Origin of the sequence: Novosphingobium piscinae (genome assembly GCF_014230355.1) — a bacterium.
GTDB classification, from domain to species: Bacteria; Pseudomonadota; Alphaproteobacteria; order Sphingomonadales; family Sphingomonadaceae; genus Novosphingobium; species Novosphingobium piscinae.
This window is the reverse complement of record NZ_JACLAX010000006.1, coordinates 142,754-168,324: the sequence shown is the minus strand read 5'-3', so window position 1 is coordinate 168,324 and position 25,571 is coordinate 142,754. Positions and strand designations below refer to the sequence as shown.

The following is a 25,571-nucleotide window of genomic DNA, read 5'->3' as shown; positions in this document are numbered from 1 at the left end:
CCGCGGGACCCCCGGCCACAGCGCCGGGGCCCCGCGGCCCGTCGCGTCAGGCGGCAGCCGCCAGCCGCAGCGGAGCGGCGCTCTGATCGCGCTTGAAGTGCGCGATCGCGGCCATCAGGGCGTTGGCCTCGTTGGCGAGCGAGCGCAGCGCGGCGTTGCTCTCCTCGACCATCGCGGCGTTCTGCTGGGTCGTCCGGTCAATCCCGCGGAACGCGTCGTTGACCCCGTCGAGCTCGCCGGCGTTCTGCTTCACCCGCTCGGTGATCTCGCCGACCACCGTGGTGATGCGCGACACCTCCTCGAGCATGGTCTCGAGCACTCCGCCGGTGCGGGTGACCAGCTGGACCCCTTCCGAGACATGGGCGTTCGAGGCCTCGATCAGGCGCTTGATGTCCTGCGCGGCATCGGCGCTGCGCTGGGCCAGCGCGCGCACCTCGTTGGCCACCACGGCGAAACCCTTCCCGCTCTCGCCGGCCCGCGCCGCCTCGACCCCGGCGTTGAGCGCCAGCAGGTTGGTCTGGAAGGCGATCCCGTCGATCAGGCTGACGATCTGGCCGATCTCGCCGGCGGACTGTTCGATCAGCCCCATGGTCGAGACCGCACGCACCACCACCTCGTGTCCTTCGGTCGCGCGCTGCTGCGATTCGCCCAGGCTCTGCCGGGCAGCGTCGGCGCGCGCCGCGGTGTCGCGCACCGAGGCCACCAGTGCGGCGATGGTCTGGGTGGTGCGGTCGACCGACGCCGCCTGCGCCTCGGTCCGGGTGGCCAGATCGTCGGCGGCCGAGCGGATCTCGGTGGCGCCGTTCTGGATCTGGGTGGACGCCTCGACCGCGCTGCCAACCAGCGCGTTGAGCCCCTGCATCGCGGCGTTGAAGTCAACCCGCAGCGCCTCGAAGGCCGGCGGGAAGCGGTGGCGGATCTGCGCGCGCAGATCGCCGGCGGCCAGCGCCTTGAGCCCCGCGGCGATCGCTTCGACCACCTGGTCCTGCTCGTGGTCGCGCTCGATGCGGTGGCGCTCGGCCTCGCGCTCGATCGCCGCCTTGGCCTCGGCCGCGGCAGCCTGATCCTGCACCATCCGCTCAAGCCGGACAGCCAGGACGACCAGCGCGGCGGTTTCGGCGACGACGATCACCGCATGCAGCACCACCCGGCCCAGGTCGCTGGTGCCGAACACCAGCTCCGGCGCGACGAAGTTGAGCAGCAGGTGGTGGACCGCCGTGGTGCCCGCGGCGACGATGATCGGCCGCCAGTCGGCCAGGATCGCGAGGACCGCGATCATCGCGTAAAAGGTCATGTGCAGGTCGACCTGCCAGCTCGCGCCTTCCCACTGGTAGAGCAGCAGACCGCTGTAGAGCGGGAGCGTCGCGCCCAGCGCCATGCGGGTGGCGCCATCGGCCTCGCCGCGCGCAGCGGCCAGCGAGGGATAGATCGCCAGCGCCGCAGCAAGCAGCGGCGGGAGATAGCCGCTCTCGGCAAACAGGCTGCCGCCAAAGACAATGGCCGTGACCAGCCAACAGACATAAGCGGCAACGCGTACCCCGTTGCGACGCAGGGTAATCAGTTCATCCATGGAAACCTCGGGGAGAAAGGGGTCGGGCGGGCGCGCGACGGGCCGGCGCGGGCGCAGTGCATAGGGCTTGGGGAACGGCGAGCGGGAGGATCCCGGCCGCCAGCAGACGGGTCAGGCCCGGTTCGCCCGCGGTGCGCGCCAGGAAGGTGCCCTGCCAGGGCCCCGGTCCGAGCAGCGCCAGACCGCCCAGATCATCGAGCCGCGCCAGCGTTCCGGTCGGGGCCTGGCCGAGCGGCACCAGCAGCAGCCCGCCATCGCGGCGCGGCATGAGCAGACAGACCAGCAGGGTCGCCAGCACCAGCACCGCGTGCGCCGCCACAGCGCGCTGGCGCCGGCGGGGCACGCCAGGCGCAGCCGCAAGGGTGGGCAAGGCAGGGGCATCATCTCGCATTACGCCATATTGCCACGGCGATATGCCGATGCCGTAAGCACCCGCTTACGTGTTTGCGCGAGCCGGCACCGCCCCATGTCCAGGCCAAGTGCTTGAAGGATCTGGCAGACTGCTCGGCATGCCGTAGCGGCCGATGACCCTGTCCCTTGGGGCAGGTCCGGTCGCTGCGGACGGCGTCGCCACCCTTCCCTCCTGCGCGCGGCTCGCCTAGAGCCGGGCCATGCCGCTTTCGCCCGCCCGCCTCGACCGGTTCGCCCGCCACATCGTCCTGCCCGAGGTCGGCGGGAGCGGCCAGGTGGCGCTGGCCGCCGCCCATGTGGTGCTGATCGGCTGCGGCGGGATCGGCTCGCCCGCACTGCAATACCTGGCCGCGGCGGGGATCGGCCGCCTCACCCTGATCGATGACGACGTGGTCGAGGCGAGCAACCTGCAGCGCCAGACCCTGTTCCGCGAAGCCGACATCGGTCGCGGCAAGGCTGTGGCCGCGGCCGACTGGGTGGCGCAGTTCGACCATGCCCTGATCGTCGAGGCCCGCTCCGAGCGGCTCGGGCAGGGCAATGCCGCCGCGCTGATCGCCGGAGCTGACGCAGTGCTCGACGGCTGCGACAACTTCGCCACCCGCCTCGCCGTGTCCGATGCCTGCGTGGCCGCAGGGGTGCCGCTGACCAGCGCGGCGCTGGGCCGCTTTCAGGGGCAGGTCGGCAACTTCGCCGGCCACCTGCCCGACCAGCCGTGCTACCGCTGCTGGGTGGGCGACGCCTTCGACGCCGAGGATTGCGACACCTGCGCCGCCGACGGCGTGTTGGGAGCGATGGCCGGGATTGTCGGCGCGCTGGGGGCGATGCAGGCGATCAGGGTCCTGCTCGAAGGCCACGCCGCACTGGGCGAACCGCAGTGGGGCCGGCTCCAGCTTTTCGAGGGGCTGGTGCCCAGCCTGCGGACGATCCGGGTGCCCAAGGATCCGGACTGTCCGGCCTGCACCCCCCGATGACCACGCCGCGTCCGTCCACGCCGCCGCCAAGCCTCGGCGAGTTCGACTATGTCATCGCCGGGGCGGGCTCGGCCGGCTGCGTGCTGGCCAACCGCCTGTCGGCCGATCCGCGCAACCGGGTGCTACTGCTCGAGGCCGGCGCGCGCGACAACTACGTGTGGATCAAGGTTCCGGTCGGCTATCTCTATTGCATCGGCAACCCCCGCACCGACTGGTGCTGGCAGACCGAGCCCGAACCCGGGCTGCAGGGCCGGCGCCTGCGCTACCCGCGCGGTCGGGTGCTGGGCGGCAGCTCGTCGATCAACGGCATGATCTACATGCGCGGCCAGGCCGCGGACTACGATGGCTGGGCGCAGTCGGGTGCGCGCGGCTGGAGCTGGGACGAGGTGCTGCCCTACTTCATCCGCGCCGAAGATCATCACGCCGGTCCCAGCCCCTTTCACGGCGCAGGCGGCGAGATCCGGGTCGAACAGCAGCGCCTGCGCTGGGACATCCTCGACGCCTTCCAGCGCGCCGCGGCTGAGTTCGGCGTGGCCCCCACGGCGGATTTCAACCGCGGCACCAATGCCGGCTCGGGCCTGTTCGAGGTCACCCAGCGCCGGGGCTGGCGCTGGAGCGCGGCCGATGCCTTCCTGAAGCCGGTGCGCGAGCGGCCGAACCTGCGGATCGAGACCGGCGTCACGGTCGACCGGGTGCTGGTCGAGCAGGGCCGCGCCACCGGGCTGGTGCTGCGCCGTGGCGGCGGACAATGGACTGTCCGCGCCCGCGGCGAGGTGTTGCTGGCGGCCGGGGCGATCGGCTCGCCGGCGATCCTCGAGCGCAGCGGGATCGGGGCGGCGGCGCACCTCGCAGAGCTGGGCATCGCCCCGGTGGTCGATCTGCCCGCGGTGGGCGCGAACCTGCAGGACCACCTGCAGCTGCGCTGCGCCTACCGCGTCGAGAACGTCGCCACGCTCAACCAGAGGGCCGCCTCACTGCTGGGCAAGGGTCTGATCGGGCTGGAATACCTGCTACGGCGGACCGGGCCGATGGCGATGGCGCCGAGCCAGCTCGGACTGTTCGTGCGGAGCGATCCGGCGCTGGCTACGCCCGACCTGCAATACCATGTCCAGCCGCTCTCGCTCGAGGCCTTCGGCGGCGCGCTCGATCCCTTCCCCGCCTTTACCGCCAGCGTCTGCCAGCTGCGCCCGGACAGCCGCGGGACCACCCGGATCACCAGTGCCGACCCGGCTGCGCCGCCCGCGATCCAGCCCAACTACCTCTCCGCCGAGAGCGACCTGCGCCGCGCCGCCGAGGCCATCCGCATCACCCGCGCGATCGCCGTCCAGCCGGCGCTGGCACCCTACCGGCCGGAGGAGATCCGCCCCGGCCCCGCCTTCGCCAGCGAGGACGAGCTGCGTGCCGCGGCCGGGCAGATCGGCACCACGATCTTCCACCCGGTCGGCACGGCCGCCATGGGCCGCGTGGTCGACGAGCGGTTGCGGGTGAAGGACATCGCCGGCCTGCGCGTGGTGGACGCCTCGGTGATGCCGACGATCACCTCGGGCAACACCGCTGCGCCGGTGATGATGATCGCCGAAAAGGGCGCCGAGATGGTGCTCGCCGATGCGCGCGAGAGTTTGTGCTGAGCAAGCTGAACCGGACCAGGGTCCGTTCGTGTCGAGCGAAGGTGAGACACGCCGGGCGCTGCCTCTCGACTGCGCTCGAGGCGAACGGAGATGAGGGGATCCAACCTTTTCGGGACAAGCGCTAGACGCTGGCGAGCATCTGATCCACCCAGGCCGGCACGACCTCGGTTGCCGGGCCGAGCCGGGTCTCGTCGAACCAGGCCGAGCCCTTGCTGTGCTCGAGGTTGAGTTCGAGCGTGGGGATGCCGAGATCGCGCGCGCCGCGCACGAAGCCCGCCGCAGGATAGACCGCGCCCGAGGTGCCGATCGAGACGAACAGGTCGGCTTGGCGCAGCGCGGCATGGATCTCGTCCATGCGGTAGGGCATCTCGCCGAACCAGACGATGTCCGGCCGGAGCGCGGAGGTGCCGCAGGCCGGGCACGGCGGGCGATGGAGCAGCGGCGCGGTCCAGGGCGAGCGCGCGTCGCAGGCGGTGCACCAGGCGTTGAGATGCTCGCCGTGCATGTGCAGCACCCGCCGTGCCCCGCCGCGCTCGTGCAGGTCATCGACGTTCTGGGTGACGATGAGCAGATCGCCCGGCCAGGCCGCATCGAGCCGCGCCAGCGCCCGGTGCGCGGCATTGGGCTGCTTGGTCTGGATCGCGGCGCGGCGCATGTCGTAGAAGCGCAGTACCAGGTCGGGATCGCGCGCGAAGGCCTCGGGGGTGGCGACGTCCTCCACCCGGTGCCGCTCCCACAGCCCGCCCTCGCTGCGGAAGGTGTCGATCCCGCTTTCGGCGCTGATCCCGGCGCCGGTGAGGATCACGATGTTGCGGATGGTGGGCAAGACTTGCTCCCGCTGTCGTCACCCTGAACTTGTGTCAGGGTCCAATGTGCCCCAAGGACGAAGCCGAGTGTGGGGCACGATGGATGCTGAAACAAGTTCGGCATGACGCCTCAGGCAGGAGTTTGGCAGTGGCACGGATCGGGATCATCGGCAGCGCGGGGCGCATGGGCAAGGCGCTGGTCGAGGCGATTGCCGCAGCCGACGAGGATCTGGCCGGCGGGATCGACAAGGGCGGCGATGCGCTCGCCCTCGCCCGGAGCAGCGACGTGCTGATCGACTTTTCCAGTCCGCACGCGCTGGAGGCCAACCTTGATGCGGCGGTGGGCGCGGGTGTGCCGATCCTGGTCGGCACCACCGGACTCGAGGAGCGCCACCATTTCCTCTGCGACGAGGCCGCCGAGCAGATCGCGGTGCTGCAGACCGGCAATACCTCGCTGGGGGTCAACATGCTGGCCCATCTGGTGCGCGAGGCGGCGAGCCGGCTGGGCGAGGACTGGGACATCGAGATCGTCGAGACCCATCACCGGATGAAGGTCGACGCCCCCTCGGGCACGGCCCTGCTGCTGGGCGAGGCCGCGGCCGAGGGGCGGATGATCGACCTGGCCCGCCACAGCGAGCGCGGCCGGGATGGCATCACCGGCGCGCGCGGGCACGGGACGATCGGCTTCGCCTCGCTGCGCGGTGGCAGCGTGGCGGGGGACCACACGGTGCACTTCCTGGCCGACAATGAACGCATCGCGCTCTCGCACCTGGCCGAAAACCGCGCGATCTTCGCCCGCGGCGCGGTGCGCGCGGCACAGTGGCTGATCGGCCGGGCGGCGGGGCGCTACCGCATGCCCGAAGTGCTGGGGTTGTGAACAGCGGTTGCCACACCCGGCGCTAGCTGTATTGTTTGATCAATACAGTCAGGGAGAGCAGCATGACGATCGATCCGGCGGCCGAGACAGCCCGGCTGGTGGATGCACTGGGGGCTGAACGCCTTGCCACGGCGGCCAGCTACACCCGCGGCAACGAGCTGCTGCTGCTGGCGGGCCTGCCGGTCACGCTGATCCTGCTGTGGCTGATCGTCCGCAGCCGCCTGCTCGACCGGCTGGCGGCACGCCTGGCAAACTGGCGCTGGGCGACCAGGACGCTGGCAGTGTGCTTCGCGTTCCTGATCGCCGACACCGTGATCAGCCTGCCCTGGACGATCTGGACCGACTGGGCGCGCGAGCGGTCGTACGGGATGACCCGTCAGCCGCTGGGCGACTATCTGGGCCAGACGGCCCTGTCCGCGCTGATCAGTGCGGCACTGGGCGCGCTGTTCCTGCTGGGGGTCTATGCCCTGGTGCGGCGGACCGGGCGACGCTGGTGGCTGTGGGGCGGGCTGCTCGCGACCACGGCCACGGCGGTGATGCTGCTGGCCGGACCGGCAGTGATCGAACCGCTGTTCAACCAGTACGAGCCGGTCCCGCCCGGTCCGGTGCGGGTGGCGCTGGAGCGGATCGCCGACGATGTCGGCATCCCGCATGATCGGATCTTCCTGTACGACGGCTCGCGCCAGTCGGACCGTTTCACCGCCAATGTCTCGGGCATCGGTCCGACCGCGCGCATCGCCATTTCCGACGTGGCGCTGAAGCAGGCCTCGCTGGCCGAGGTCCGCGCCGTGACCGGGCATGAGGCCGGGCACTACCAGCTGGGCCACGTCTGGCGGCAAATGGGCATCATCGCCGCCCTGGCGATCCTGGCGCTGTTCGGGATCGACCGCCTGTTCGTCCGGGCCGCGGCCCTGCTCGGCAGCCGGGCGACACTCGGCGATCCGGTCGGGCTGCCGGTGATGGCCGCGCTCGGTGCGGTCATCGGCCTGCTGTTCACCCCGGTGCTCAACGCGATGATCCGCAGCGGTGAGACCGCGGCCGACCTCTATTCGCTGCAGCACGTGAACGAGCCCGATGCGCTGGCCACGGCGCTGGTGAAGACGGCCGAGTATCGCTATCCCCGGCCGCACCCGGTGGAGGAGATGCTGTTCTACACCCATCCCTCGGTCGAGAAGCGGGTGCTCCGGGCGATGGAATGGAAAGTCACCCATCCGGCCACTCCGCCCGCTCCTCACCAGCCATGACCCGCGACCAGATCTTCGAATTCTTCCGCCGCCTGGCCGAGGCGAACCCTGCGCCCGAGACCGAGCTGGAATACGGCAACGTCTACCAGCTGCTGGTCGCGGTGGTCCTCTCCGCCCAGGCCACCGACGTGGGGGTCAACAAGGCGACCCGCGCGCTGTTCCGCGACGTGAAGACCCCGCAGCAGATGCTCGACCTGGGCGAGGACGGGCTCAAGGCGCACATCAAGACGATCGGGCTGTTCAACGCGAAGGCGAAGAACACCATCCTCCTTTCCGAGATCCTGGTGCGCGAGCATGGCGGCGAGGTGCCGGCCGACCGCGACGCGCTGACCGCCTTGCCCGGGGTCGGCCGCAAGACCGCCAACGTGGTGATGAACTGCGCCTTCGGAGCCGAGACCTTCGCCGTCGACACGCACATCTTCCGCGTCGGCAACCGCACCGGGCTCGCCAGAGGCAAGACCCCGCTGGCGGTCGAGAAGCAACTCGAAAAGAAGGTGCCCCGGCCGTTCCGGGTCGGCGCGCACCACTGGTTGATCCTGCATGGCCGCTACGTCTGCAAGGCGCGCAAGCCCGAGTGCTGGCGCTGTCCCGTGGCCGACCTGTGCGGCTACAGGTCCAAGGAACCCGATCCGGCCGTGGTCGCGGCGGCGCGCAAGGAACGCCGCCCGGGCCCGGCCGTTGCCCGCAGACCGGGACCGCGCCGCACCGCCGCCTAACCCGGCCCAGACCCAGGAGGATAGGATGTCGCTTCGTCTTGCTCGCCGCTTGCTCCTTCCCCTCGCCGTGCCGCTGCTGCTGGCCGGCTGCAGCGATCCGGCCGCCGGGCCGACGCGCCGCGGGGCCGACCGTGTGCCGGCGGCGCGCGTGGTCGGCCCGGCCGCGACCTGCATCCCGCTCACCGCGTTCCGCGAAACCCAGGTGCGCGACGGGCAGACGATCGATTTCCTCGCCGGCCGCCGCGGCTGGCGCACCACGCTGCCGGCGCGCTGCCCGGGGCTGACCATCGATCGCTCGTTCACCTACGCCACCTCGATTACCCAGCTGTGCAGCATGGACATCATCCGCGTGCTGCAGCGGCTCGGCCCCGACCTGGTGCCGGGGGCCGCCTGCGGGCTCGGGCCGTTCGTCCCGATCGAGCTGCCCGAGCGGAGCTAGCGCGCGGTCCCGCGCCCGGCGTTACTGATCGGGCGCGAGGTTGAGCCCGTGGCGGCCATGCTCGGGCGTGTCGTGCGGCGGTTCCGGCGGGCCGGCATCGGGATCGCGCGGCGGCTGGAACATGCCTTCCCACTTGGTCACGACCGAGGTGGCCACGGCATTGCCCACGACGTTGGTGGCCGAACGGCCCATGTCGAGGAAGTGATCCACGCCCAGCACCAGCGCGATGCCCTCGACCGGCAGGCCGAACTGGTTGAGCGCGGCCGCGATCACCACCAGGCTGGCGCGCGGCACCCCGGCGATGCCCTTCGAGGTTACCATCAGCGTCAGCAGCATCACGATCTGGCTCGAGGCGCTGAGGTGGATGCCATAGGCCTGGGCGATGAACACCGCGGCGAAGCTGGTGTAGATCATCGAGCCGTCGAGGTTGAAGCTGTAGCCCAGCGGGAGGACGAAGCCCGAGACCCGGCGCGGCACGCCGAAGCGGTCGAGCTGCTCGAACAGCTTCGGCAGCGCCGCCTCGGAGGTGGCGGTGGAATAGGCCAGCAGCAGCGGCTCGCGGATGTAGCGGATCAGGGTGAAGATGCGCCGCCCGAGGAACAGCGAGCCGGCCGAGAGGATCACCACCCACAGCACCAGCATGGCCAGATAGAACGAGCCGACCAGCTTGCCGTAGGTGATCAGGATCGACAGCCCGCGCACCGCGACGACCGAACCGATCGCGCCGAACACCGCAAAGGGCGCGAACTTCATCACATAGCCGGTGATCGTCAGCATGGCCTGGGCGAGCGCCTCGGCCCCGCGCACCAGCGGCGCACCGCGCTCGCCGATGGCGGACAGCGCGATGCCGAGGAACAGCGCGAAGACCAGCACCTGGAGGATGTCGTTCTTGGCCATCGCTTCGATCGGGCTGGCCGGGAAGACCGAGAGCACGAAGTGGCGGAAGGTGAAATCGCCGGTAGCCAGTTCGCCCAGCTCACCGGTGGGCTCCAGCGCCAGGCCGACTCCGGGCTGGAGCAGGTTGACCATGACCAGCCCGAGCGCGATCGAGATGAAGCTGAAGGTGATGAACCAGGCCAGCGCCCGCCCGCCGATCCGGCCCAGCGCGCTGCTGTCGCCCATCGAGGCGATGCCGGTAACGATCGTGGCCAGCACCAGCGGCGCAACGATCATCTTGATCAGGCGCAGGAACACCTCGGGCAGCAGCTTGAGGAGATCGGCCAGCTTGGCCTGCATCGGATCGCCGGCCGGATAGGACAGGTTCAGCGCGGCGCCGGCCGCCAGCCCCAGCAGCATGCCGACGAGGATGTAGATCGTAAGCCGCTGCGCCATGCCGGTCCTTGCTGTGTGTCTGGCCGCCCCGACGCCCCTGCGCCGGACCCTGAACCCCTCCCTAGCCGTTCGTGTCGCGCGAAGTCGAGACATGCCGCGCGATCGCGTCTCGACTTCGCTCGACAGGAACGGGGTCAGGCGTGCTGTGTGGCATAGTGCCCATCCCCTCGGTAGGAAAATACGTCAGGTTGCGTGCGCGTCCACCACCAGCGCCGCCTTGGCGACCCGGGCATAGATCCGCGCCAGGGTGTCGAGGTCGGCCAGGGCCACGGCCTCGTCGCGCTTGTGCATCGTGGCGTTGCACAGGCCGAATTCGATCACCGGGCAGACCGCCTTGAGGAAGCGCGCGTCCGAGGTGCCGCCGGTGGTCGAGAGCTCGGGCGTCACGCCGGTCTCGGCCTCGACCGCGGCGACCAGCAGGGCGGAGAAATCGCCCGGTTCGGTGAGGAAGGCCTCGCCCGAGATCACCGGGCGGGTGGTTCCGCCGTGGCGCTGCGCCACCGCGTCGACCAGCGCCGCGAGGCTCGCCCCGGTGTGCCGGTCATTGAAGCGGATCGACAGGCGCGCGCTGGCCTTGGGCGGGATCACGTTGGTGGCCGGATTGCCGACCACCAGCTCGGTGATCTCGAGGTTCGACGGCTGGAACCAGTCGGTTCCCTCGTCCAGCACCAGCGCATCCAGTTCGGCCAGCAGCGCGACCAGCCGGGGCACCGGATTGTCGGCCAGGTGCGGATAGGCGACGTGGCCCTCGCGGCCCGCCACCTCGATCCAGATGTTGACCGAGCCGCGCCGGCCGATCTTGGCCATGTCGCCCAGCCGGTTCACCGAGGTCGGCTCGCCCACCAGGCACAGGTCGGGCTGCTCGCCCGCGGCGCGCAGGTGTTCGATCAGCGCAACCGTGCCGTGGGTGGCCACGCCCTCCTCGTCGCCGGTGATCAGGAAGCTCAGCGTGCCGGCCGCCGTCGGGACCTGAGCCGCCGCGGCGACCATGGCGGCGATGGCGCCCTTCATGTCGACCGCGCCGCGCCCGTAAAGCAGATCGCCGCGCCGCTCGGGGAGAAACGGCGCGCTGGTCCAGCCCTCGCCCGGCGGCACCACGTCCAGATGGCCGGCGAAGGCGAAGTGGCGCGATCCGGGCGGGCCGCGGCGCACCGCGAACAGGTTCTCGACCGGGCCATCGGGCGCGGCGCCGTCCAGCGTGCGGTGCACGGTGAAGCCCAGCGGGGCGAGCTGCGCCTCGAGGCAGTCGAACACCAGCCCGGTGGCGGGGGTGACGCTGGGGCAGGCGATCAGCGCTTCGGCGAGGTCGACAGCGGAGAGCGGGGTGGTGGGCTGGGTCATGGCAGCCTCAGCGCATATGGGCTAGCAGGGGCCGAGACAAGCAGGAGTGCGCGATGCCGCGGATCGACCTCGAGACCATCCCCCAGACCAACCGCACCGGCTATCCCGCGCCGTTCGACGCGGCCGTACGGGGCCGCTGGTACCGCCGGCTCGGACCGCCCGGCGGGCTGACCCAGCTCACGGCCAGCCATGTCGTGCTCGAACCCGGCGCATGGTCGTCGCAGCGGCACTGGCATGCCGCCGAGGACGAGCTGCTGGTGATGATCAGCGGCGAGGCCGTGCTGGTCGAGGATGCCGGCCGGACCCTGCTCCGCCCCGGCGACATCTGCGCCTGGCCGGCGGGTGCGCCCGACGGGCACCACCTGATCAACGAGAGCGACGCCCCCTGCGTGTTCGTGGCGGTGGGGACCCCGGCGGGAGGCGCCGGCACCTATCCCGATATCGACATGATCTGGGATGAGCAGGGCCGCTATCTCCACCGCGACGGCACACCCTACCCGGCCGAACGGCCGCTCTGAGCCGGCCGCCCCAGCGCCTCGTCGAGCACCCGCGCCAGCCGCAGCCCGCCCTGGACGATGCGGCGGCGCGCATCGGGCAGGCTCTGCTCGATCGCCGCAGGGGTCCATACCGTGCTGCGCGGCAACGGGCCGCCGCTGCACGGATCCTCGCGGCCGAAGGCGCGGGCATAGATGGTGCGGGCCAGCTGCCACGATTCGCGGCCCCAGTCGGCCACTGTGCCGCCCGACAGCCCGGTCCGCTCGGCCTTGCTGTAGCGCCGCACCAGCGGCGGGCTGGCCGACGAGATCGCGCGTTCAGCCTCGAGCCCGTCCCAGATCGCGTGGAGGTTGCTGCCGGGAGCCTGGCCATAGGCCGCCTTGACCCCGTTGGCCCCGCCATCCTCGTTGTCGCCCGAGTGCAACGGCATGTGGATGTCCCCGACGAAATGGGCAAGGAAGGCCAGCGCCTCGAGCCGGTCGGCCTTGGACAGCCTGCGATCGGCCAGGATCCGGCGGTTCCGCTCGATCTGCGCAGACACGCAGTTGCCGTTGGCGCAGTTGGCCTTGGGATCGAACGGCTTGCAGATCGGCATGGTCTGGTAGTGCCAGGGGAAGGTATAGGCCCAGCGCCAGGCCTGCTTGCGCAGGCAATCGGGCCAGTAGGCCGCATCCTCCAGGGTGCCGGCCGGGCATTCCGGGGTGCCCAGCGCCGGCGCGGCGCGCAGCAGCCGGTGCAGCTCGGTGCGGGTCGCCGGCCGGACATTGGCCATGGCGACCGCGGCGATGGTCTGGTGACCGTACTCCCACCAGGCCTGGGCCGGGGCGGCCCAGAGGGCGATGACGGCGAGCACGGCGGCGACCCGGCTGCGCATGATCAGTCCTTTCGTTCGAAGGCCGCGATGATCCACGGTTCGGCCGCCGCGGCGGCGGCCCACTGCTGCAGCCAGGGGTGCTCCCAGACGGCATCCATGTAGGCCTGGGCGAAGCCGGGCACGGTGATCCCGTAAGTGATGAACCGGCTGACCACCGGGGCATAGAAGATGTCGGCCGCGCTGAAGCTGCCGAACAGGAACGGTCCCCCCGCCCCGAAGCGCGCCCGCGCCTCGGCCCACAGCGTGAGGATCCGCACCACATCGGCCCTGACCGCCGCGTCCGGCTGGAAATCGGCATAGCGGCGCCGCATGTTCATCGGGCACTGCTGGCGCAGCGCCGCGAAGCCGGCGTGCATTTCCGCCACCATGGCGCGGGCCAGCGCGCGCGCGGCAGGCGGACGCGGCCAGAAGCGATCGGCGCCGACCCGGTCGGCCAGGCTATCGAGGATCGCAAGGCTGTCCCAGACCACCGTCTCGCCGTCCCACAGCAGCGGTACGCGCCCGTGCGACGGGGCCAGCAGCCCCTGCGCCCGACGCTCCTCCCAGCCCTCGCCGTAGAGCGGCACGACCTCCTCCACGAAGGGCAGTCCGGATTGCTTGCAGGCCAGCCAGCCGCGCAGCGACCAGCTCGAGTAGACCCTGTTCCCGATGATCAGCTTCATGCTGCACTGCGATAGATATTCAGCCTGACACTGTCGAGGCTGAACAGGTTGACACGGTTGACAGGGTCCATGGAGCAAGGCCGGAGACCCCTGCCGCGCCAGGGCCGCAAGCGTGCGGGCAAGGACGGCAGCGGCCTGTTCGCGGGTCATCATGGGCGGAAGGATAAGGCGCGGCCGGGGGTGTAGGACAGCCGATCGGTCGGGCACGGCGCGTGGGCTTCGACAGGCTCAGCCCGAGCGGGTTGGGTATGGGTTTGGGTGTTGGTTGGCATGGCCAGAGCAGCACGGAAGGCCACCGCACGGCCCGCACCTGCTCCGCTTGCCGAACATCCAGGACCCGCTCAGCCTGAGCCTGTGCAAGGCCCCGTGCCGCCCCTGCCGCTCAGACCCCGGCATCCTCCAGCACCGCGGCGCGCAGCGCCTCGATCCCGAGCTTGACCTCGGACGAGGTGACCAAGACCTCGGGGTGGGCGGCGATGTGCTTGCGGGCCTCGGCGCGGGTGCGCTCGATCACGGCCTCGAGCTCGGTGGCCTTGAGCTTGTCGGCCTTGGTCAGCACCACGCGGTAGCCCACGGCCGCCTCGTCGAGCATTGTCATCATCTCGGCATCGACCGGCTTCACCCCGTGGCGGGCATCGACCAGCAGCAGGGTGCGCTTGAGCACCACCCGGCCGCGGAGGAAATCGCGCACCAGCCGGCGCCACTTCTCGACCACCGCGGGCGGGGCCTTGGCGAAGCCGTAGCCAGGCATGTCGACCAGCCGGAACAGGCACGGCGCGGTCTCGGTCGGCTCGCCCACCTCGAAAAAGTTGAGCTCCTGCGTGCGCCCCGGGGTGACCGAGGTGCGGGCGATCGCGCGGCGGCCCGTCAGCGCGTTGAGCAGCGACGACTTGCCCACGTTGGAGCGACCGCAGAAGGCGATCTCGGGCACCTCGGGTTCGGGCAGGAACTTCAGCGCCGGGGCCGAGAGCTTGAACTCGACCCGGCCGGAGAAGAGCCTGCCCGCCCGCTGCGCCAGCTCGGCGCGGGCGGCGTCCTCGTCGCTCACTTGCGCTTCGCCGCCGCGGCCACGTCGGCGCGTTCCTTCTCGACCATCGCCTTCATCTGCGGGTGGCGCGAATAGAGGAACTTCTGCTGGGCGATGGTCAGGATGTTGCTGGTGATCCAGTAGATCAGCAGGCCCGCGGCGAAGGGGGCCATCACGAACATCATCATCCACGGCATGATCGCGAAGACCTGCTGCTGGACCGGATCGGGCGCCGCAGGGTTGAGCTTGAACTGCAGCCACATGGTGAAGCCGAGCAGCAGCGCCAGCAGGCCGATGCCCAGGAAGGCCGGCGGAGTGAACGGCAGCAGCCCGAACAGGTTGAGGATGTGCAGCGGATCGGGCGCCGACAGATCGTGGATCCACAGCGCGAAGGGCTGGTGGCGCATCTCCACTGCCAGGGTCAGCACCTTGTAGAGCGCGAAGAACACCGGAATCTGCAGGAAGATCGGCAGGCAGCCCGCGAGCGGGTTGACCCCCTCCTCCTTGTAGAGCCGCATGGTCTCTTCCTGGAGCTTGGGCTTGTCGTCCTTGTAGCGCTCCTGCAGCGCCTTCAGCTTGGGCTGGATCGCGCGCATCGAGGCCATCGAGGCGAACTGGCGCTGCGCGATCGGGAACATGATGCCGCGCACGATCAGGGTGAGCAGGATGATCGCCACACCGAAGTTGCCGACGGTCTTGAACAGGGCCTTGAGCAGCCAGAAGATCGGCTTTTCGAACCAGAAGAACCAGCCCCAGTCGATCGCCTTGCCGAAGTTGGTCACGCCCGCGCTCTCGTAGCGGTCGAGCACGTCGCTTTCCTTGGCCCCGGCGAACAGGCGGGTGGTGTGGGTGAGCTGCTTGCCCGGGGCGATCGCCGCCTCGGCATAGAGCAGGTCGGCGCGGTAGACCCCGCCGCCGAGCGCGCGGAAGTCGGAGCGCTGCGCACCCGCGTCGGGGATCACCGCGCTCATCCAGTAGATGTCGGTGAAGCCCAGCCAGTTGGGCTTGCCGGCGTTGCCGACTTCGCCGGTCTTGAGCACGTCGGCGTAGTTGGGACCGAAGCTGACCGAGCCGTCGAAGGCGCCGAACGGGCCCGAATGGAGCGTCCAGGTATCGACGCTGGCGGTCTTGTCGGTGCGGTTGATCAGCGCGAAGGGCTGCACCCGCAGCGGGGTCGGGGCGGCATTGGCCACCACCTGCTTGGCGGTGATCAGGTAGTCGGCATCGATGCTGAAAGTGATCGCGAAGGTCTGCCCCTGGCCGTTGGCCCAGGTCAGCGTCACCGGGGTGCTCGGGGTCAGCCGGGCGCCGGCGGGAGCGGTCCACACGGTCTGCGCGGTCGGCAGGGCAGCGCCCCCCGCGGCCGCATTGGCCCCGACCCAGCCGAACTGCGCGAAGTGCTGCGCCGGGGTCCCGGCAGGCGAGAAGATGCGGGCCGGGCCGCTCGCCTTGTCGGCCGTGGCGGTATGGCGGTTGGTGACCAGATCGTCGACCAGCGCGCCGGTCAGGTTGAGCGAGCCCGACAGCCCCGGGGCGACGATCGGGACGCGCCCGGCCGGGTTGAGCGCGGCGCGCAGGTCGCGCACCTCGAGCGCCACGTCGGCCGGGTTGCTCAGCCCGCCCTCGCGGGTCGGCTTAGCGGTGCTGGCCGGATCAGCCGCCGGCGCCGGGGTGCTCGCCACCGGGCGGGGCCGGCTGGCCTCGGGATACAGGTAGCGCATGCCGGCTTCCCAGCCGAAGATGAGCACGATCGTCAGCAGGACGGCCAGGATCAGGTTGCGCTGGTTTTCCACGAAAGTTCCCGAGTATGTCTATGTCTTGTGGCTGTTCAGGGCACCGGATCGTAGCCGTGCCCGCCCCACGGGTGGCAGCGCAATAGACGCTTCATCGCCAGCCAGCCACCCTTAATCGCACCGTGTTTCTCAAGCGCCTCGATCGCGTATTGCGAGCACGACGGGGCATAGCGGCAGCTTGGCGGCAGGACCCGCGAGGGGCCGCGCTGCCAGCCCCGCGCGATCAGGATCAGCAGCCGCTTCACCGGGGTTTCGGCCCGCGCCCGCCGGGTTTGCGCGGGGGATCGCCCTTGCCCGCCGCGGCGCGGCTCAGGGCGGCGCGAAGTTCCTCGCGCAACAGGCTGAAATCGCGCTCGATCCCACCTTCCCGGCCGATCAGGACATGATCGGTGCCGGCCAGGCCCGCAAGGGGCAGCAATTCGCGCAGCAGCGCGCGGAAGCGGCGCTTCATGCGGTTGCGCACCACGGCGTTGCCGATCTTCTTGGTGACGGTGATCCCGAAACGCATTTGCCCGCCCCCATTGGGACGGGCAAGCAGGACGAAACCGGGCCGGGCCACGCGCAGACCGCGGTTGGCCGCGAGGAAGTCGGCGCGCCGGGTCAGGACCGCGGGCGCCAGCCCCGATCCCGATTCGGTCACGCCCTGCGCCGGGTCGCTCAGGCCGAGAGCGACTTGCGGCCGCGGGCGCGGCGGGCGCGCAGGACCTTGCGGCCACCGACGGTGGCGGTGCGGGCGCGGAAACCGTGGCGGCGGGCGCGGACAAGCCGGCTGGGCTGGAAAGTGCGCTTCATCTCGGAACCTCGATCAATCAAACAGGATGGGCCGCCCGCACGAGCGGCCGGAAACAGAGGCGGCCCGATAAGCGAGGCGGCAGGCCGAGTCAAGGCGCTGCCGCGGCCGGGCGGCCGGCCGGCATGGCGCGGCGCGGCTCATTCCGGGCGGACCCAGCGCGCCATCTGCGCGGCGTCAAGCCATAGCGCACCGGCATTGGGCACCGAATTGGTCATCGCATAGAAGGCGCGGGCTTCGGCGGCGGACAGGCCCATGGCGCGGTAGTAGTCAAGATAGGCGCGGTTCTGCGGCGCATCGGCGGGAAAGTCGCGCGGCTCGCGGCCGTCCTCATCGGCCCAGGCGTGAACCGCGAACTCGGCCCCCGGATCGGCGCTGCGGCGCACCCCGGCAAGATAGAGCTCGACCGCGCCGGAGCGGACCGAGCCGCCCGCCGGGACGTGGGTGGCCAGCCCGCGGGCGCGGATCATCCGGCCGAGGCGCAGGTTGGCCCGGTCCTCCTCGGTGCCGGGGCATTCGATCAGCTCGAGCACGCGGATCCCCGGATGGCGCGCGAGCATGGCCTGGAAGGCGGCGGGACTCCGCTCGTCGGTGACGCCGACCAGCGCGGCGCGGGTGCCATCCAGCACGCGGAACGGACCGAAGGCGGCGATCCCGCGCGGCAGCGCCGGCGCGGCGGGAGGGGAGGCGACGAATCGGCCCGACCCGGCCGCCGCATCGTCGCCTCCCACCCGGGCGGGACCATCCCGGAGGGTCTCTCGCACCGCGCCCGCCGCCAATACGGGCTCGGCCACGAGGACCGGCTGCGCCGCCACCGGCCCGGCAAAACCCAGCACCACGAGGGCGGAGAGGACAGGGCGGAGGAGGCGCAGCATGATGGCCGGACCTTGCACCGCCAGCCCTTGCCGCCGCCCTGCGGAACTAGGTTAAACCCGCCCTGCCGGGGAACCCCGGAGCTCTCCCGGGAGGCCGGCTTGCCGCCGGGGGTGCGCCCCTGCCCGATCGCCCCGGGCTCCTGCCGAAAAGGGTAGACCACCCGCCTCGACAGCGCGGGAAACCCCGCGGCACAGTCGGATGCTCACGCGGCGGGAGGAGGCCGGCTTGGTCACCCGGATGGAGACGGTTGCCTATCTCGGGCTCGAGGCGCGCACGGTCGAGGTGCAGTGCCAGATCGCCCCGGGGCTGCCGGGATTCCATCTGGTCGGCCTGCCCGACAAGGCCGTGAACGAGAGCCGCCAGCGCGTTCAGGCCACGCTCGCCTCGCTCGGGCTGGCGCTGCCGCCCAAGCGGATCACGATCAACCTCTCGCCGGCCGATCTGCCCAAGGAAGGCTCGCACTACGACCTGCCGATCGCCCTGGCGCTGCTCGCCGCAATGGGGGTGACCGATGCTGAGCAACTGGGCGAGCATATCGCGGTGGGCGAGCTGGCGCTCGACGGCCGGATCGTCGCCTCGCCGGGGGTCCTGCTCGCGGCGATGCACGCCGTCGGGCTCGGCCGCGGGCTGATCTGCCCCGGCGCGCAGGGGGCCGAGGCCGGCTGGGCGGGTGAACTGGCGGTGATCGCCGCGCCCGACCTGATCGCCCTGCTCAACCACCTCAAGGGCTACCAGGTCCTCCCCCGCCCGCCGCGCGGGCTGGTCGAGGCGGCCCCCGCGGGCCCCGACCTGGCTCAGGTCAAGGGCCAGGAAACCGCCCGCCGCGCGCTCGAGATCGCCGCCGCCGGGGGGCACAACCTGCTGCTGTGCGGTCCGCCCGGGGCCGGCAAGTCGCTGCTCGCCGCCTGCCTGCCCGGCATACTCCCCCCGCTCGAACCGGCCGAGGCGCTCGAGGTCTCGCTGGTCGCCTCGGTCGCCGGAACGCTCGAGGGCGGTCGGATCAGCCGCGCCCGGCCGTTCCGCAGCCCGCACCATTCGGCCTCGATGGCGGCGCTGACCGGCGGGGGGCTCAAGGTGCGCCCGGGCGAGGTCAGCCTCGCGCACCTCGGCGTGCTGTTCCTCGACGAGCTGCCCGAATTCCAGCGCGGCGCGCTTGATGCGCTGCGCCAGCCGCTTGAGGCCGGGACCGTCACCGTGGCGCGAGCCAATGCCCATGTCACCTTCCCCGCGCGCTTCCAGCTGGTCGCGGCGATGAACCCCTGCCGTTGCGGTCATCTCGGCGATCCGGCGCTGGGCTGCAGCCGCGCCCCGCGCTGCGCGGCCGACTATCAGGCCAGGCTGTCAGGCCCGCTGCTCGACCGCATCGACCTGCACATCGAGGTCGAAGCGGTGAGCGCGGCCGACCTGGCCCTCCCGCCGCCAGCCGAGGATACGGCCACGGTGGCCGCGCGGGTCGCCCGCGCCCGCGCGGTGCAGACTGCGCGCCAGGCCGATAGCGGGGCGCGGACCAATGCCGAGCTCGACGGCGCCGCGCTCGACCGCCACGCCGCGCCCGACGAGCCCGGACGCCGGCTGCTGCTGCAGGCCGCCGAGGCGCTGCGCCTGTCCGCCCGCGGCTACACCCGCGTGCTGCGGGTGGCGCGGACCGTGGCCGACCTGTCCGGAGCCGACCAGATCGGCCGGGTTCACGTGGCCGAGGCGCTGTCCTACCGGCGGCGGGCGGTGACGGGGTGAGCAGAGCGGGCCGTGCGGACACACGACGCTGGGCAAGCGGCCGAGTTGGGGTCCTAGCCCGCCCGCCGCACGGTCAGCACCTTGACCGGCGGGTCGAGCAGTTGGCCCTTCATCACCCCTTCGCCCTTGGTCGGCGAGAGCGGGGCGTCCCAGATCCGGCGGACCACGTCCATCCCCGCGACGACGCGGCCGAACACGGCATAGCCGGCCTGGACATCGGGGTTGTCCGACTTGGGATCGGCGTCGAGCCCGGTCAAATCCGAGAGCATGATCGAGAAGTCGGCCGTGGCCGTGCCGGGGGCGAGGCGGGCCATCGAAAGCGCGCCGGCCTTGTGCGACAGCCCGGTCAGCGTGGTCGGCTCATGCGCAACCGGCTTGAACAGCTTGCGCGGATCGCCCTGCAGACCGGTCTGGACGAGGCCATTGGGCTGATCCCCCCAGGCGAGGCGCATCGCCCGATAGAAGGTCATCCCGTCGAAGCGGCGCGCATCGACATAGCGCACGAAGTTCTCGACCGTGAGCGGGGCATGCGCATGATCCAGCTCGAGCTCGATCGGGCCGAGTTCGGTGACCATGGTGACCCGGACCAGATCGCCCAGCGGCGCGGCGGCGGGCGCGGGCGGCGGCGCCTTGCGGGGCAGCGGCTTCTTCGCGGCGCCGGTCAGCGCGAGCAGGATCAGCGGGGCGGCGGCGAGGACGAATCGGCGGTTCATCGCGCGATCATGGCGCAGCCGAGGGCCTGCTGTCAGCAGCAGGTGTTGGTCGGGCCGGTGTCGGGGGCCTCGCCAGCCGCGGGAGGGTCGAGTTCGGCCCCGTCGACCCACAGCAGATCGGCATAGTCGAGCACGCGCCCGTCCTGGGCGTGGACCGCGATCGGGGCGATCGGGCGGCGGTCCCGCCGATCGACCAGCACCGGGTTCGACGGCACCCCCAGGCCGTAGCGCTCGCCCCACTGGCGCAGCGCGAGCATGGCCGGCAGCAGCGCCACGCCCTTGGCGGTCAGGCGGTAGCTGACCTTGCGGCGATCGTCGGCCTGCGGCTCGCGCACCAGGATGCCGTGTTCGACCAGCTTGGCCAGCCGGCTGGCCAGGATGTTGCGCGCGATCCCGATGCCGAGGAACTCCTCGAAGTGGGTCAGCCCGTTGAACGCCGCGCGCAACAGCAGGAACGACCAGCGCTCACCCATCACCTCGAGCGCCAGCGGCAGGCCGCAGGTGTGCACATCGAGGGGTTCGCGCAGCTGGTCCATGGCTGGCCAAGTCTAGGCGAATCGCCGCCGGAGTCGAGCGTTGGCGCGCGGACGCGAGAACGGGTTGCATTTCACAACCGGTAATGTAGGTAGCGAATCACAACTAACACGTATGTAAGCTATGGAGTCCTCCCATGCGTCCCTCGTCGCTCACCGCCGCCCTCGCCCTGGTCGTCGCCGCGCTGCTTCCGGCCGCTGCCGCGCCGGCCGCCGCCGCCCCGGCGGGGTGGAGCGCAACGCTGCGCGAACCGCTGGCGGCGCCGCGCCAGGGCATCGTCAACAGCGTGGTCTGGCATTGCGGCGGCACCCAGTGCACGGCGCCCGCGCAGGGCTCGCGCCCGCTGTTCGTCTGCCGCAAGGTGGTCGCCAAGTTCGGCCCGGTCACGCGCTTCACCTCGGCCGAGGGCGAGCTGGGCGCCGAGGACCTCGCCCGCTGCAACGGTTGAGCGGCGGGGTCTTCCAGCCGCCGGAGCGCGAGGGGTCCCGGCCAGGCTGCGGCCTTGCCGGCACAGCGCCTAGAGCAGCCCTCGTCCGGCCAGATCCTGCGCCAGCAGCGCGGGAGCCGTGAACAGGTGGCCGTGCCAACCGGCCGCCTGCGCGGCGGCGATGTTGGCGGCATTGTCGTCAATGAACAGCAGCGCCGGACCGGAGTGGCCGAAGCGCCTTTCGGCCAGTGCGTAGATCGCAGGATCAGGCTTGGCCACGCGCTCCACGCCGGAGACGACGATGTCGCGGAAGCGTGCCAGCACCGGTAGCGTCGGGCGGAAGCCCTGCCAGAGGTCGGCACCGAAATTGGTGATCGCGAACAGGGGCACGCCGCGCGCGTGAAGCGCCTCGACCAGCGCCACGGTGCCCTCGATCGGCCCGGGAATGGTCTCGTTGAAGCGCGTGGCATAGGCGTCGATCAGTGCGGCGCAGGCGGGGAACTGCGCCTTGCGCTCGGCCACCATCTCGGCCAGCGGCCGGCCTGCGTCGTGCTGGTAGTGCCACTGCTCGGTGACCACCGTAGAACAGAACCAGTCAAGCTCGGCCGGATCGGCGATCAGCTGGCGGAACAACGCGCGCATGTCCCAGTGGACCAGCACGCGGCCGATATCGAACACCACTGCCTCGATGCCACCGGTCTGGCTCATCGGTTGTTCTCCCTGGCGCAGGCCCTGCGCGACCGTCCCAAAACGCCAGCGGCCCGCACTCCGGTCGGAGGCGGGCCGGGCTGGTCAAGCGCGGCCGGGACAAGCTGCCCGGCCGGCCAGGGCAATCAGCCCTGGCGCGCCTTGAAGCGACGGTTGGTCTTGTTGATCACATAGGTCCGGCCACGGCGGCGGATCACGCGGTTGTCCCGGTGACGGTCCTTGAGCGACTTCAGGCTGTTGCGAATCTTCATGACTGACCTCGTGCGGGCTAGCCCCGCGGAAAACTGGAAGGCGCCCGTTACGGGCCGGGCCGGGCTGAGTCAACCGCCAAGGCGGAGTGGCGCGGGCAATTTCCGGGGTGCGTTTGGGGTGCCCCCTCGCGACCGGCCCCTCACCCCTCGCCGCGGATTTCGCCGAGCCGCCGCTCCCACGCCAGCGCGTGCTGGACGATGGTATCGAGATCGGCAAAGCGCGGCTGCCACGGCAGCGTCGCCATGATCCGGCGGTTGTCCGAAACCAGCGCGGCGGCATCGCCGGCGCGGCGACCCTCGAAGCGCCGCTCGATCTTGCGGTTGGTCACCCGGTCGACCGCATCGAGCACCTCGAGCACCGAGAAGCCGCGGCCATAGCCGCAGTTGAGGGTGAGCGAGGTGGCCGGATCGGCCATCAGCGCCTCGAGCGCGAGCACATGGGCCGCGGCCAGATCGGCGACGTGGATGTAGTCCCGCACCCCGGTGCCGTCGGCGGTGTCGAAATCGGTGCCGAACACGCCGACGTGGCTGCGCTTGCCCAGCGCCGCCTCGACCGCAACCTTGATGAGATGGGTCGCCCCGGCGGTCGACTGGCCGGTGCGCGCCTGCGGATCGGCCCCGGCGACGTTGAAGTAGCGCAGCGCGCCGTAGTTGAACGGGTGAGCCCGGGCCGTGTCGGCCAGCATGTACTCGGTCATCAGCTTGGACATGCCGTAGGGGTTGATCGGCCGCTGGGGGGTATCCTCGCGCACCGGCGATTCGTCGGGCTCGCCATAGGTCGCCGCGGTCGAGCTGAAGATGAAGTGCGGCACCCCGGCCGCCACCGCCGCGGCGATCAGCGCGCGCGTCTTGGCCGTGTTGTTGTGGTAGTACTTCAGCGGGTTCTCGACCGATTCCGGGACCACGATCGAACCGGCGAAATGCATGATCGCGCGCGTGCTCTGTTCGGCGAAGATCCGGGCGAGCAGGGCGGCATCCTCGATGTCGCCCTCGTACAGCGGAACTCCCTCGGGCAGGGCGAAACGGAACCCGGTGGTCAGGTTGTCGATCACCGCCACCGGCCAGCCGGCATCCTTGAGCGCGAGCACGGCATGGCTGCCGATGTAGCCGGCACCCCCGGTGACGAGCACGGGGACGCGGGGAGACACTGCTTCAGCCATCGACGATTCGCTCCGACAAGTTCTGGTCCGGTGCCGCTAGCACGAGGAATGTGGCCGCGGGGTTAAACCGACGCGCCGAGCCATGTCAGCCGCCTGTTCATCCCGGGGCAAGCTCGCGCCCCATAACCCGGTGCGCAGGGGCGACGAAAGGAAAACCATGCAGACCCATTGGCGCGCCCCGACGCAACCTGCTGCCCGGCTGGCCCGACCGCTGGTCCTGGCCCTCGCCACGGGGGCGCTGGTCCTGAGCCTCCCCGGGGTGGCCAAGGCCCGGCCGGGCGGTGGCGGCTGGGGTGGCCGCGGCTGGGGTGGTGGTGGTGGCTGGAACGGCGACCTGCTGCGCGGCAGCGCCGCCGGGCCAACCCGCGCCGGCCCGCCCGAGGACCGCGTGACCGTGGCCAGCTTCGTCACCGAGGATCCCGCCGATGCGGCGACGCTGCGCCGCGGCGCGATCGCCGTCACCGGCGCTCCGACCGGTTCGGGCGTCGAGAGCGGCGAACTGGCGGTCTATTCCGCCGCCGTGGTCGATCAGCTGGCCCAGCTCGGCTACCGGACCGACGTGCCTGATCCCAGCGCGGAGCAGGTCACCGAGCTGCACATCGCCCATGCCACGCTCCAGCCGGAGGAGGTCAAGCGCCCGGTTAGCGGGACCATGGCGGTGGGAGTGTCCAATTTCGGGACAGCCTACGGCCTGGCCGTGAACATCGACCTGACAAAGCCCAAAACGGCCCTGATTTCGACCACGCTCGAGGCCCGCATCCGCGACAGGGCTTCCGGCCGGGTGCTATGGGAAGGGCGTGCCGACATCGCGACACGCGCCGGGGACGACAGGTGGCCCGCCGGGGCGATCGCGAGCAAACTCGCCGCGGCGCTGTTCGATCACTTCCCGGTGCCGAGCAGCCCGCCCAGCTGAAGGACCGCCCTGCCCGATGCCCGCCCCGATCCAGGCACAGACGGGGCAAGCGGCAGCCTGGCGAGCAGCGGGGCCGTCTTACCCCGTTGGCTTAGATCATCCGATCAAGGGACTAGTTAACGCGCACGCGCGCCGAGTGCCGCGCGGGCGCAGACAGGGTCACATCCCCTTCAGCGCCGGGCTGCTTGCCCGGATCGCCGGGGAGTGGACCGGGATGGGCAGGCGGATCGCACGGGGCAGGACGACGAGGCCAGGGCGCAAGGCGCTCGGCCGGTGGCTGGGCCTGCTGGGGTCAGCCTGGCTGGGCGCTGTCTGCCTGGGCGCCCCGCCGCTGGCCGCGGCGCCGCGGCCCCCTGCGGCCGACCTGCCCCCTGCCGCCGACCTGCCGGGCCTGACCCCCGCCGCGCTGCGGGTCGAGACGATCGCGCGGCGCCTGCTGCTGGACAATGCCCCGCACTGCACCGCGCTGGCGCATGACTACGGTTTCAAGGCAGCGCCGTCGGGGCCGGCCTCGTGGGGCGCGGCGATCGTCATGGTCTGGCCCGACGGCCCGGCCGCCGCCGCCGGGCTGCGCCCGGGCGATCTCGTCCGCGCCGCCAATGCCGTGCCGTGGTCGGCCGACACGGCCGAGCGCGCGCGGTTCGACGCCGCGCTGGCCGCCGCCGCCGCGGACGCGCACCTGGTGCTGGAGGTCGAGCGCGACGGCCGGCGCCACATGGTGGCCCTGCCCGGCCAGCCGCGCTGCGCGGCGACCGTGCGCCTGTCCGCCCGGCCCATGGTCAACGCCGCGGCCGTGGCGAGCACGATCGAGATCGGCGCCGGGCTTGAACGGCTGCTCGCCGACGATGCCGAGCTGGCCTTCACCCTCGCGCACGAGGTGGCCCACGTGCTGCTGGGCCATACCGTCCCGTCGCGCCGGGCCGCGCTGGCCACGCGCGAGGCGCGCGGCGCGGCCGAGCAGGAGGCCGATGCCTTCGCGCTGCGGCTGATGGCTGCGGCCGGCTACGATCCGGGCGCGGCTGCGGGGGCCTGGCTCAAGGTCGCCGATGCCGCGCGCCCGCCTCTGCACCGCCTGCTCGACCTGCACGGCCCCTACCTTGCCACGGCCGAGCGCGCCGCCTTCCTGACCCGCGAGGCGGCACGGCTGACCGTCCCCATCCCGCCGCTGCTGCTCGCGGCCCGCCGCACCCGCTGAGCCTCGCCCGAAGCCGGAGGCGCGCCGGGTTGCAATTGGCGCGAGGCGGGCACAGGGTGGCGGGGACAGGTGCGAAAGGACCAA

At 71.4% G+C, this 25,571-nt stretch carries 29 protein-coding genes; 11 read left to right on the top strand and 18 right to left on the bottom strand.

The annotated features are described in order from the left end of the window. Positions 1-46: 46 nt before the first annotated feature. Together H7F53_RS08210 and H7F53_RS08205 are read right to left on the bottom strand one after the other, a co-directional pair. Complete coding sequence (locus H7F53_RS08210; protein WP_185679006.1) at positions 47-1,570, bottom strand: methyl-accepting chemotaxis protein; 1,524 nt, start codon at positions 1,568-1,570, stop codon at positions 47-49. Next, positions 1,563-1,913 carry a hypothetical protein gene (locus tag H7F53_RS08205; protein ID WP_185679005.1) on the bottom strand — a complete coding sequence of 117 codons (351 nt, stop codon included), beginning with the start codon at positions 1,911-1,913 and terminating at the stop codon, positions 1,563-1,565. The genes H7F53_RS08210 and H7F53_RS08205 overlap by 8 nt, the downstream gene beginning before the upstream one ends. Before the next feature lie 268 nt (positions 1,914-2,181). Between H7F53_RS08205 and H7F53_RS08200 the strand changes: the two genes are divergently transcribed. Both H7F53_RS08200 and H7F53_RS08195 read left to right on the top strand, forming a co-directional pair. Next, positions 2,182-2,952 carry a HesA/MoeB/ThiF family protein gene (locus tag H7F53_RS08200; protein WP_185679004.1) on the top strand — a complete coding sequence of 257 codons (771 nt, stop codon included), beginning with the start codon at positions 2,182-2,184 and terminating at the stop codon, positions 2,950-2,952. Beyond that, positions 2,949-4,580, top strand: a complete 1,632-nt coding sequence (locus H7F53_RS08195) for a GMC family oxidoreductase (protein WP_185679003.1) — start codon at positions 2,949-2,951, stop codon at positions 4,578-4,580. The genes H7F53_RS08200 and H7F53_RS08195 overlap by 4 nt, the downstream gene beginning before the upstream one ends. Before the next feature lie 121 nt (positions 4,581-4,701). Here H7F53_RS08195 and H7F53_RS08190 read toward each other — a convergent pair whose 3' ends face one another. Then, on the bottom strand, positions 4,702-5,406 hold the full coding sequence (locus tag H7F53_RS08190) for an NAD-dependent deacylase (protein WP_185679002.1): 705 nt from the start codon (positions 5,404-5,406) through the stop codon (positions 4,702-4,704). 128 nt (positions 5,407-5,534) lie between these two features. Between H7F53_RS08190 and dapB the strand changes: the two genes are divergently transcribed. From dapB to H7F53_RS08170, 4 genes are all read left to right on the top strand, one after another. Beyond that, positions 5,535-6,263 (top strand): 4-hydroxy-tetrahydrodipicolinate reductase, encoded by a 729-nt coding sequence (gene dapB / locus H7F53_RS08185; protein ID WP_185679001.1) that lies wholly within the window; start codon positions 5,535-5,537, stop codon positions 6,261-6,263. Between the two features lie 62 nt (positions 6,264-6,325). Further along, on the top strand, positions 6,326-7,507 hold the full coding sequence (locus H7F53_RS08180; RefSeq protein WP_185679000.1) for a M48 family metallopeptidase: 1,182 nt from the start codon (positions 6,326-6,328) through the stop codon (positions 7,505-7,507). After that, positions 7,504-8,223 (top strand): endonuclease III, encoded by a 720-nt coding sequence (nth, locus tag H7F53_RS08175; RefSeq protein WP_185678999.1) that lies wholly within the window; start codon positions 7,504-7,506, stop codon positions 8,221-8,223. Before H7F53_RS08180 ends, nth begins: the two co-directional genes overlap by 4 nt. A 25-nt stretch (positions 8,224-8,248) precedes the next feature. Beyond that, positions 8,249-8,662, top strand: coding sequence for a hypothetical protein (locus H7F53_RS08170; RefSeq protein ID WP_246438764.1), 414 nt, complete (start codon positions 8,249-8,251; stop codon positions 8,660-8,662). A gap of 21 nt (positions 8,663-8,683) precedes the next feature. Here H7F53_RS08170 and H7F53_RS08165 read toward each other — a convergent pair whose 3' ends face one another. Together H7F53_RS08165 and dapE are read right to left on the bottom strand one after the other, a co-directional pair. Then, on the bottom strand, positions 8,684-9,994 hold the full coding sequence (locus tag H7F53_RS08165; protein ID WP_185678998.1) for a dicarboxylate/amino acid:cation symporter: 1,311 nt from the start codon (positions 9,992-9,994) through the stop codon (positions 8,684-8,686). A 183-nt stretch (positions 9,995-10,177) separates the two neighbouring features. Next, entirely contained in the window at positions 10,178-11,335 is a 1,158-nt protein-coding gene (gene dapE, locus H7F53_RS08160) for a succinyl-diaminopimelate desuccinylase (protein WP_185678997.1), read from the bottom strand. A gap of 53 nt (positions 11,336-11,388) precedes the next feature. On the opposite strand from dapE, the gene H7F53_RS08155 reads away from it, so the two are divergent. Further along, positions 11,389-11,853 (top strand): cupin domain-containing protein, encoded by a 465-nt coding sequence (locus H7F53_RS08155; protein ID WP_185678996.1) that lies wholly within the window; start codon positions 11,389-11,391, stop codon positions 11,851-11,853. Here the strand turns inward: H7F53_RS08155 and H7F53_RS08150 are convergent. The 8 genes from H7F53_RS08150 to H7F53_RS08115 all read right to left on the bottom strand — a co-directional run bounded on the left by H7F53_RS08150 (position 11,829) and on the right by H7F53_RS08115 (position 17,851). Beyond that, positions 11,829-12,704, bottom strand: coding sequence for a S1/P1 nuclease (locus H7F53_RS08150; RefSeq protein ID WP_185678995.1), 876 nt, complete (start codon positions 12,702-12,704; stop codon positions 11,829-11,831). The genes H7F53_RS08155 and H7F53_RS08150 overlap by 25 nt on opposite strands. 2 nt (positions 12,705-12,706) lie before the next feature. Next, positions 12,707-13,366, bottom strand: a complete 660-nt coding sequence (locus tag H7F53_RS08145; protein ID WP_185678994.1) for a glutathione S-transferase family protein — start codon at positions 13,364-13,366, stop codon at positions 12,707-12,709. 382 nt (positions 13,367-13,748) lie between these two features. Then, complete coding sequence (gene yihA, locus H7F53_RS08140) at positions 13,749-14,414, bottom strand: ribosome biogenesis GTP-binding protein YihA/YsxC (RefSeq protein WP_185678993.1); 666 nt, start codon at positions 14,412-14,414, stop codon at positions 13,749-13,751. Then, positions 14,411-16,186: a membrane protein insertase YidC gene (gene yidC, locus H7F53_RS08135; RefSeq protein WP_185678992.1), complete on the bottom strand. Its 1,776-nt coding sequence runs from the start codon at positions 16,184-16,186 to the stop codon at positions 14,411-14,413. The genes yihA and yidC overlap by 4 nt, the downstream gene beginning before the upstream one ends. A 35-nt stretch (positions 16,187-16,221) precedes the next feature. Next, positions 16,222-16,431 carry a membrane protein insertion efficiency factor YidD gene (gene yidD / locus H7F53_RS08130; protein WP_185678991.1) on the bottom strand — a complete coding sequence of 70 codons (210 nt, stop codon included), beginning with the start codon at positions 16,429-16,431 and terminating at the stop codon, positions 16,222-16,224. Further along, positions 16,428-16,826: a ribonuclease P protein component gene (gene rnpA / locus H7F53_RS08125; protein WP_343061987.1), complete on the bottom strand. Its 399-nt coding sequence runs from the start codon at positions 16,824-16,826 to the stop codon at positions 16,428-16,430. The genes yidD and rnpA overlap by 4 nt, the downstream gene beginning before the upstream one ends. A gap of 17 nt (positions 16,827-16,843) precedes the next feature. Beyond that, entirely contained in the window at positions 16,844-16,978 is a 135-nt protein-coding gene (gene rpmH, locus H7F53_RS08120; RefSeq protein ID WP_185678990.1) for a 50S ribosomal protein L34, read from the bottom strand. 138 nt (positions 16,979-17,116) lie between these two features. Continuing rightward, complete coding sequence (locus H7F53_RS08115; RefSeq protein WP_246438762.1) at positions 17,117-17,851, bottom strand: alpha/beta hydrolase; 735 nt, start codon at positions 17,849-17,851, stop codon at positions 17,117-17,119. 238 nt (positions 17,852-18,089) lie between these two features. Here H7F53_RS08115 and H7F53_RS08110 point away from each other — a divergent pair, with 238 nt between their 5' ends. Then, entirely contained in the window at positions 18,090-19,586 is a 1,497-nt protein-coding gene (locus H7F53_RS08110; RefSeq protein ID WP_379542814.1) for a YifB family Mg chelatase-like AAA ATPase, read from the top strand. A 53-nt stretch (positions 19,587-19,639) separates the two neighbouring features. Here the strand turns inward: H7F53_RS08110 and H7F53_RS08105 are convergent, their stop codons facing one another. Both H7F53_RS08105 and H7F53_RS08100 read right to left on the bottom strand, forming a co-directional pair. Beyond that, positions 19,640-20,299 (bottom strand): peptidylprolyl isomerase, encoded by a 660-nt coding sequence (locus H7F53_RS08105; protein ID WP_185678988.1) that lies wholly within the window; start codon positions 20,297-20,299, stop codon positions 19,640-19,642. 32 nt (positions 20,300-20,331) lie between these two features. Further along, positions 20,332-20,835, bottom strand: coding sequence for a winged helix-turn-helix transcriptional regulator (locus H7F53_RS08100; RefSeq protein WP_185678987.1), 504 nt, complete (start codon positions 20,833-20,835; stop codon positions 20,332-20,334). Positions 20,836-20,969: 134 nt separating this feature from the next. Between H7F53_RS08100 and H7F53_RS08095 the strand changes: the two genes are divergently transcribed. Then, positions 20,970-21,281, top strand: a complete 312-nt coding sequence (locus H7F53_RS08095) for a DUF8200 family protein (RefSeq protein WP_185678986.1) — start codon at positions 20,970-20,972, stop codon at positions 21,279-21,281. 69 nt (positions 21,282-21,350) lie between these two features. Here the strand turns inward: H7F53_RS08095 and H7F53_RS08090 are convergent, their stop codons facing one another. The 3 genes from H7F53_RS08090 to galE form a co-directional block, all read right to left on the bottom strand. Further along, a complete protein-coding gene (locus tag H7F53_RS08090) occupies positions 21,351-21,968 on the bottom strand; it encodes an HAD family hydrolase (protein ID WP_185678985.1) in 618 nt (205 codons plus the stop codon). A gap of 125 nt (positions 21,969-22,093) precedes the next feature. Continuing rightward, positions 22,094-22,219, bottom strand: a complete 126-nt coding sequence (ykgO, locus tag H7F53_RS08085; protein ID WP_003046794.1) for a type B 50S ribosomal protein L36 — start codon at positions 22,217-22,219, stop codon at positions 22,094-22,096. A gap of 140 nt (positions 22,220-22,359) precedes the next feature. Next, entirely contained in the window at positions 22,360-23,379 is a 1,020-nt protein-coding gene (gene galE / locus H7F53_RS08080) for a UDP-glucose 4-epimerase GalE (RefSeq protein WP_221773639.1), read from the bottom strand. A gap of 157 nt (positions 23,380-23,536) precedes the next feature. Between galE and H7F53_RS08075 the strand changes: the two genes are divergently transcribed. Further along, the gene (locus H7F53_RS08075; protein WP_185678984.1) at positions 23,537-24,292 is read left to right on the top strand and encodes a hypothetical protein; all 756 of its coding nucleotides are present in this window, start codon (positions 23,537-23,539) and stop codon (positions 24,290-24,292) included. Between the two features lie 214 nt (positions 24,293-24,506). After that, entirely contained in the window at positions 24,507-25,487 is a 981-nt protein-coding gene (locus H7F53_RS08070; RefSeq protein ID WP_185678983.1) for a M48 family metalloprotease, read from the top strand. The last annotated feature ends 84 nt before the right edge of the window (positions 25,488-25,571 follow it).

What these genes read in the sequence shown, in the direction of transcription:
- H7F53_RS08070 (WP_185678983.1), top strand. Translation starts at nt 24,507, where the DNA reads ATGGGCAGGCGGATCGCACGGGGCAGGACGACGAGGCCAGGGCGCAAG.
- nth (WP_185678999.1), top strand. Translation starts at nt 7,504, where the DNA reads ATGACCCGCGACCAGATCTTCGAATTCTTCCGCCGCCTGGCCGAGGCG.
- H7F53_RS08145 (WP_185678994.1), bottom strand. Translation starts at nt 13,366, where the DNA reads ATGAAGCTGATCATCGGGAACAGGGTCTACTCGAGCTGGTCGCTGCGC.
- H7F53_RS08100 (WP_185678987.1), bottom strand. Translation starts at nt 20,835, where the DNA reads ATGGACCAGCTGCGCGAACCCCTCGATGTGCACACCTGCGGCCTGCCG.
- H7F53_RS08210 (WP_185679006.1), bottom strand. Translation starts at nt 1,570, where the DNA reads ATGGATGAACTGATTACCCTGCGTCGCAACGGGGTACGCGTTGCCGCT.
- H7F53_RS08095 (WP_185678986.1), top strand. Translation starts at nt 20,970, where the DNA reads ATGCGTCCCTCGTCGCTCACCGCCGCCCTCGCCCTGGTCGTCGCCGCG.
- H7F53_RS08155 (WP_185678996.1), top strand. Translation starts at nt 11,389, where the DNA reads ATGCCGCGGATCGACCTCGAGACCATCCCCCAGACCAACCGCACCGGC.
- dapE (WP_185678997.1), bottom strand. Translation starts at nt 11,335, where the DNA reads ATGACCCAGCCCACCACCCCGCTCTCCGCTGTCGACCTCGCCGAAGCG.
- H7F53_RS08180 (WP_185679000.1), top strand. Translation starts at nt 6,326, where the DNA reads ATGACGATCGATCCGGCGGCCGAGACAGCCCGGCTGGTGGATGCACTG.
- H7F53_RS08115 (WP_246438762.1), bottom strand. Translation starts at nt 17,851, where the DNA reads ATGCTGCGCCTCCTCCGCCCTGTCCTCTCCGCCCTCGTGGTGCTGGGT.
- H7F53_RS08150 (WP_185678995.1), bottom strand. Translation starts at nt 12,704, where the DNA reads ATGCGCAGCCGGGTCGCCGCCGTGCTCGCCGTCATCGCCCTCTGGGCC.
- H7F53_RS08075 (WP_185678984.1), top strand. Translation starts at nt 23,537, where the DNA reads ATGCAGACCCATTGGCGCGCCCCGACGCAACCTGCTGCCCGGCTGGCC.
- H7F53_RS08110 (WP_379542814.1), top strand. Translation starts at nt 18,090, where the DNA reads ATGGAGACGGTTGCCTATCTCGGGCTCGAGGCGCGCACGGTCGAGGTG.
- H7F53_RS08195 (WP_185679003.1), top strand. Translation starts at nt 2,949, where the DNA reads ATGACCACGCCGCGTCCGTCCACGCCGCCGCCAAGCCTCGGCGAGTTC.
- H7F53_RS08105 (WP_185678988.1), bottom strand. Translation starts at nt 20,299, where the DNA reads ATGAACCGCCGATTCGTCCTCGCCGCCGCCCCGCTGATCCTGCTCGCG.
- H7F53_RS08170 (WP_246438764.1), top strand. Translation starts at nt 8,249, where the DNA reads ATGTCGCTTCGTCTTGCTCGCCGCTTGCTCCTTCCCCTCGCCGTGCCG.
- ykgO (WP_003046794.1), bottom strand. Translation starts at nt 22,219, where the DNA reads ATGAAGATTCGCAACAGCCTGAAGTCGCTCAAGGACCGTCACCGGGAC.
- H7F53_RS08200 (WP_185679004.1), top strand. Translation starts at nt 2,182, where the DNA reads ATGCCGCTTTCGCCCGCCCGCCTCGACCGGTTCGCCCGCCACATCGTC.
- galE (WP_221773639.1), bottom strand. Translation starts at nt 23,379, where the DNA reads ATGGCTGAAGCAGTGTCTCCCCGCGTCCCCGTGCTCGTCACCGGGGGT.
- H7F53_RS08090 (WP_185678985.1), bottom strand. Translation starts at nt 21,968, where the DNA reads ATGAGCCAGACCGGTGGCATCGAGGCAGTGGTGTTCGATATCGGCCGC.
- H7F53_RS08165 (WP_185678998.1), bottom strand. Translation starts at nt 9,994, where the DNA reads ATGGCGCAGCGGCTTACGATCTACATCCTCGTCGGCATGCTGCTGGGG.
- rpmH (WP_185678990.1), bottom strand. Translation starts at nt 16,978, where the DNA reads ATGAAGCGCACTTTCCAGCCCAGCCGGCTTGTCCGCGCCCGCCGCCAC.